Raw genomic sequence first — 6,249 nt, forward strand, 5'->3', positions numbered from 1 at the left:
CCGAGACCCCCGCCGCCGAGACCCCCGCGGGGAAGCGCCCCGGCCGCCCGCTCGTCGTCGTCACCGCCACCGGCCGGGACGCGGACGAGATGGCCGCGGCCCTGCGCTGCTACCTGCCCGACGACGACGTCGCGGTGCTGCCGTCCTGGGAGACGCTGCCGCACGAGCGCCTGTCGCCCCGCAGCGACACCGTCGCCCGCCGGCTCGCGGTGTTCCGCCGCCTGGCCCACCCCGACCCGGAGCCGGGGCACACCGGTCCGATCCGCGTCCTCGTCATGCCGGTGCGCGCGCTGCTGCAGCCGGTCGTCGCCGTGCTGGGGGAGCTGGAGCCGGTCGCGCTGAACGTCGGGGAGCGGGCCGACCTGTCCGACGTCGCCGAGCGCCTGGTCGCCGCCGCGTACAGCCGGGTCGACATGGTCGAGCGCCGCGGGGAGTTCGCGGTGCGCGGCGGCATCCTCGACGTGTTCCCGCCGACCGAGGACCACCCGCTGCGCATCGAGTTCTGGGGTGAGGACGTCGAGGAGATCCGCTGGTTCTCCGTCGCCGACCAGCGCAGCCTCGAGGTCGCGAACCACGGCCTGTGGGCCCCGCCGTGCCGCGAGATCCTGCTGACCGACGAGGTGCGCGAGCGCGCCGCGTCCCTGGTCGAGCGGCTGCCCGGCGCCGTCGACATGCTCGACAAGCTCGCGCAGGGCATCGCGGTGGAAGGCATGGAGTCCCTGGCCCCGGCGCTCGTCGGCGACATGGTCCCCGTGCTGGACCTCGTCCCGGACGACGCGCTGCTTGTGCTCGCCGACCCCGAGCGGGTCCGCCGCCGCGCGCACGACCTCGTCGCCACGACCGAGGAGTTCCTGCAGGCGGCGTGGACCTCCGCCGCCGCCGGCGCCGCGACCCCGCTCGACCTGTCGGCCGCCTCGTTCGCCTCGTTCGCGGAGGTGCGGGCGCTCGCGGCCGTCCGCGGCCTCGGCTGGTGGACGCTCAGCCCGTTCACGCTCGACGCGGACGCGGTCGACGCGGCGGACGGGAGCACCGCGCCGGACGGGATCCGCAGCGCCGACGGCGGCGCCGAGACCGTCGTCGTCGCGGCCCGCGACGTCGAGCGGTACCGCGGCGAGGTGGACCGCGCCGTCGCCGACGTCCGCCGGCTGCAGCAGGACGGCTGGCGGCTGCTGCTCGCCACCGAGGGCCACGGCCCCGCGCAGCGGATGGCCGAGCAGCTGCGCTCCGCCGACGTGCCCGCGCGCCTCGTCCCCGCGCTCGAGGGCGACCTCGAGGGCGGCGTCGTCCTCGTCATGCCCGCGCAGGTCGGCCCGGGCTTCGTGTCCGAGGACCTGCGGCTCGCCGTGTTCTCGGAGTCCGACCTGACCGGCCGCCCGGGCTCGTCGACCCGGGACATGCGCAAGATGCCGAGCCGGCGCCGCAACGTCGTCGACCCGCTGCAGCTGCGCCCCGGCGACTTCGTGGTGCACGAGCAGCACGGCGTCGGCCGGTTCGTGGAGCTCATCTCGCGGACGGTCGGCTCCGGCGCGGCCGCGGCGACCCGCGAGTACATGGTGATCGAGTACGCGTCCTCCAAGCGCGGCCAGCCGGGCGACCGGCTGTTCGTGCCGACCGACCAGCTCGACCAGGTGACCAAGTACGTCGGCGGCGAGGCGCCCAGCCTGAACAAGATGGGCGGCTCCGACTGGGCCAAGACCAAGGGCCGCGCCCGCAAGGCGGTCAAGGAGATCGCCGGCGAGCTCATCCGCCTCTACAGCGCCCGGATGGCGACGTCCGGCCACGCGTTCGGGCCGGACACCCCGTGGCAGCGGGAGCTGGAGGACGCGTTCGCCTACGTCGAGACGCCCGACCAGCTCGCCACGATCGACGAGGTCAAGCAGGACATGGAGAAGCCGATCCCGATGGACCGGCTGATCTGCGGCGACGTCGGCTACGGCAAGACCGAGATCGCGGTGCGCGCGGCGTTCAAGGCCGTGCAGGACGGCAAGCAGGTGGCGGTGCTCGTGCCGACGACGCTGCTCGTGCAGCAGCACCTGGACACGTTCACCGAGCGGTACGCCGGCTTCCCGGTCACGGTGAAGGCGCTGTCGCGGTTCCAGACCAAGGCCGAGTCCGAGGCGGTCGTCGACGGGCTGCGCGACGGCAGCATCGACGTCGTCATCGGCACGCACCGGCTCATCACCGGCGAGGTGCGGTTCAAGGACCTGGGCCTGGTGATCATCGACGAGGAGCAGCGGTTCGGCGTCGAGCACAAGGAGACGCTCAAGGCGCTGCGCACCAACGTCGACGTGCTCGCGATGTCGGCCACCCCGATCCCGCGCACGCTGGAGATGGCGGTCACCGGCATCCGCGAGATGTCGACGCTCGCGACCCCGCCGGAGGAGCGGCACCCGGTGCTGACCTTCGTCGGCGCGTGGGAGGAGAAGCAGATCTCCGCCGCGATCCGCCGCGAGCTGCTGCGCGAGGGCCAGGTGTTCTACGTGCACAACAAGGTCGAGTCGATCGAGCGCACCGCGGCCCGGCTGAACGAGCTGGTGCCCGAGGCCCGGATCGCGGTCGCCCACGGCAAGATGAACGAACACCAGCTGGAGCAGGTGATCGTCGACTTCTGGGAGAAGCGGTTCGACGTCCTGGTGTGCACGACGATCGTCGAGACCGGCCTGGACATCTCGAACGCGAACACGCTGATCCTGGAGCGCGCCGACCGGCTCGGCCTGTCCCAGCTGCACCAGCTCCGCGGGCGCGTCGGCCGCGGGCGGGAGCGGGCGTACGCGTACTTCCTGTACCCGCCGGAGAAGCCGCTCACCGAGACCGCGCACGACCGGCTGCAGACCATCGCCGCCAACACCGACCTCGGCGCGGGCATGGCCGTCGCGATGAAGGACCTGGAGATCCGCGGTGCGGGCAACATGCTCGGCGGCGAGCAGTCCGGGCACATCGAGGGCGTCGGGTTCGACCTGTACATCCGGATGGTCGGCGAGGCCGTCGCGTCCTACCGCGGCGGCCAGCCGGAGGAGCTGCCCGACGTCACCGTCGAGCTGCCCGTCGACGCGCACATCCCGCACGACTACATCGCGCACGAGCGACTGCGCCTCGAGGCGTACCGCAAGCTCGCGGCGGCCGGGGACGAGAAGGCGCTCGAGGAGATCTCCGCCGAGCTCGTCGACCGGTACGGGCCGATCCCCGAGCCGGTGACCAACCTGTTCGCGGTCGCCCGGTTCCGGCTGCACGCCCGCACGGCCGGGCTCACCGACGTGACCGCGCAGGGCAAGTTCGTGCGGTTCGCGTCGGTCGACCTGCCCGAGTCGGCCCAGCTGCGGCTCAAGCGGCTGTACCCCGGCTCGGTACTCAAGCCCGCGCTGCGCACCGTGCTCGTGCCGTTCCCGACGACCGCCCGGATCGGCGGCAAGCCGCTGCACGGCGAGGCGGTGATGACCTGGGCGCGGCAGCTGATCGACGCGGTGGTGCTCGGCGACGTCTCGGCGGCGGCGGGGGTGGGCACGGCGGCGCGCTGAGCCCGGTGCCGCGCTACGCGACCGCGGCACGTCCCGCACCTGCCGCCCCGGCCCGGCCCCTACGATGGGCCGGGTCGGGCGACGGTGAGCGACGAGAGGCCAGGTGTGCGGTGACGCGGAAGACGGTCCGGCGGACGGTGTCCGTCGTCGGGGTGCTGGCGGTGGCGGGCGTGCTCGCGGCCTGCGGCGGCGGGCGGCCCGGCGCGGCGGCGGTGGTCGACGGCCGGTCGATCCCGACGTCCGAGGTCGAGACGGCGACCCAGGAGCTCGGGCCCGTGCTGCAGGGCGTCTCGGCGTCCGCGATCCTCGGCGTGCTCATCCAGGAGCCGACCGTCGCCGCGGCGGCGTCCGACGCGGGCGTCGCGGTCTCCGACGAGCAGGCCGCCGACGCGCTCGACCAGCAGGTCGCGGCCGCGGGCGGCGAGGCCGGGCAGGAGTTCTCGCCGGCCTCGGTCGCCGTCATGCGGTACCTGCTGGAGATCCAGGGCCTGCAGGGCGCGGACGACGCCGACACGCGGCTCGCCGCCCTGCAGGAGGACCTCGGCGCCCTCGACTTCACCGTGAACCCCCGGTTCGGCACGGCGGACGACCTCGGCACCGTGGGCACGACCGCGTACCCGTGGATCGTGTCCGCCGACGGGGCCTCGCCGACCCCGGCCCCGTGACCGCCGACGGCGCGTCCCCGGCGGACCCGACGCCCCCGGCGGACCCCGCCGCCGTCGCGGACCCGCTGCGCCGGCTCGTCGCGGTGATGGACCGGCTGCGGTCGCCGGGCGGCTGCCCCTGGGACGCCGAGCAGACCCACGCCTCGCTGGTGCCGTACGTGCTGGAGGAGGCGTACGAGGTCGCCGAGGCCGTCGAGGGCGGCGACCGTGCGCACCTGCGGGAGGAGCTCGGCGACCTGCTGCTCCAGGTGGTGTTCCACGCGCGCATCGCCCAGGAGGACCCGGCCGAGCCGTTCGACGTCGACGACGTGGCGGGCGACCTCGTCGCCAAGCTGGTCCGGCGGCACCCGCACGTGTTCGCCGACGCCCGCGTCGCGGACGCCGACGGCGTGAACCGGCAGTGGGACGCGATCAAGCGGGAGGAGAAGCAGCGCGAGTCGGTGCTCGACGGCGTGCCGCTCGCGATGGGCGCGCTCGCCCGGGCGCAGAAGGTGGCGTCCCGGGCGGACCCCTCCGGGCTGGCGGACGCCGCTCCGGCCCCGGCCGCGGCCGGCGACCTCGGCGCCCGGCTGCTCGCGCTCGTCCAGGAGGCCCGTGCGGCCGGCCTCGACGCCGAGGGCGAGCTGCGCCGCGCGACCGCCGCCTGGGAGCGGGACCTGCGCGCGGCGGAGCGGGACGCCGGCCCGGCCGGGGGCTGACACGCCCGGCTCGACCGGCGCGACCGGCACGCCCGGCTCGACCGGCACGCCCGGCACGCCCGGCGCGACCGGCACGCCCGCCGCCGACGGGCCCGACCCGGCCGAGGCGTGGCCCGGTCCCGGGGCGCGCCGGGCCGAAGGTCCGGGACGGGCGCGACCCCCGGGCAGCAGGATGGGCGAGGCTCGTGGTGCACCCGCGGCCCGGTGCCCCACGCCCGCCGAGGGCGGGCGCACCGCGACACCGGACGAGGAGGGGTCGATGCGGATCGGCGTCCCGAAGGAGGCCCGGCCGGGCGAGCGGCTCGTGGCCGCCACGCCCGCCACCGTGGCCCGGCTGGCGAAGCTGGGCTACGAGGTGGTCGTCGAGCACGGCGCGGGCGAGGCGGCGAGCTTCCCCGACGCGGCCTACGCGGAGGCGGGCGCGGCGCTCGGCGACGCGGCCGAGGTGTGGGCGAGCGACGTGGTCACGACCGTGAACGCCCCGGCCGACGCCGAGGTCGCCGCGCTGACCCCGGGCGCGACGCTGGTCTCGATGCTGGCGCCGGCCGCCCACCCCGAGCGGGTCGCGGCCCTGTCCGCGCGCGGCGTCACGGCGCTGGCGCTCGACGCCGTGCCGCGCGTGTCCCGCGCGCAGGCGCTCGACGTGCTCAGCACGATGTCGAACGTCGCCGGGTACCGCGCGGTGATCGAGGCCGCCGAGGAGTTCGGCGGCATGTTCACCGGCCAGGTCACCGCCGCCGGCAAGACCCCGCCCGCCACCGTGTTCGTCATCGGCGCCGGCGTCGCGGGCCTCGCGGCCATCGGCGCGGCCGGCAGCCTCGGCGCGCAGGTCCGCGCGTACGACGTGCGCCCCGAGGTCGGCGAGCAGATCGAGTCGATGGGCGCGTCGTTCGTGCAGGCCGCGGCGGCGCAGCAGGAGGTGAGCGCCGACGGCTACGCCCGCGAGCTCACCGCCGAGCAGGAGCGCCTGACCGCCGAGATGTACGCCGCGGAGACCGCGAAGGCCGACATCGTCATCACGACCGCCCTGGTCCGCGGCACCGCGCCGCGCACGATCAGCGCCGAGATGGTGGCCGCGATGCGGCCGGGCAGCGTGATCGTCGACCTGGCCGCGTCCGGCGGCGGCAACTGCGAGCTGACCGTGCCGGGGGAGAAGGTCGTCACCGCGAACGGCGTGACGGTCCTCGGCTACACCGACCTCACCAGCCGGATGGCGCGGCACACGTCGCAGCTGTTCGGCACCAACGTCGTCAACCTGCTCACGCTGCTCACCCCGGGCAAGGACGGGGCGCTCGTCCTCGACCTCGACGACCCGGTGCAGCGCGGCATGGCCGTCACGCGGGCCGGGGAGGTGCTCTGGCCGCCCCCGCC

4 protein-coding genes are annotated in these 6,249 nt (G+C 75.6%); all 4 read left to right on the forward strand.

Annotated features, from left to right (window positions below; all coding sequences use genetic code 11):
* Positions 1-3,515, forward strand: a 3,515-nt coding sequence (mfd, locus tag G6556_RS16430) for a transcription-repair coupling factor (protein ID WP_166943832.1), incomplete at its 5' end; no start/stop codon positions are given.
* Between the two features lie 110 nt (positions 3,516-3,625).
* The gene (locus G6556_RS16435) at positions 3,626-4,180 is read left to right on the forward strand and encodes a hypothetical protein (protein ID WP_166943834.1); all 555 of its coding nucleotides are present in this window, start codon (positions 3,626-3,628) and stop codon (positions 4,178-4,180) included.
* The gene (locus G6556_RS16440; protein WP_346774950.1) at positions 4,177-4,878 is read left to right on the forward strand and encodes a MazG family protein; all 702 of its coding nucleotides are present in this window, start codon (positions 4,177-4,179) and stop codon (positions 4,876-4,878) included. Before G6556_RS16435 ends, G6556_RS16440 begins: the two co-directional genes overlap by 4 nt.
* Before the next feature lie 259 nt (positions 4,879-5,137).
* Positions 5,138-6,249, forward strand: a 1,112-nt coding sequence (locus G6556_RS16445) for a Re/Si-specific NAD(P)(+) transhydrogenase subunit alpha (RefSeq protein WP_166943846.1), incomplete at its 3' end; no start/stop codon positions are given.

Source organism: Cellulomonas sp. IC4_254, assembly GCF_011603975.1.
Lineage (GTDB): Bacteria > Actinomycetota > Actinomycetes > Actinomycetales > Cellulomonadaceae > Cellulomonas.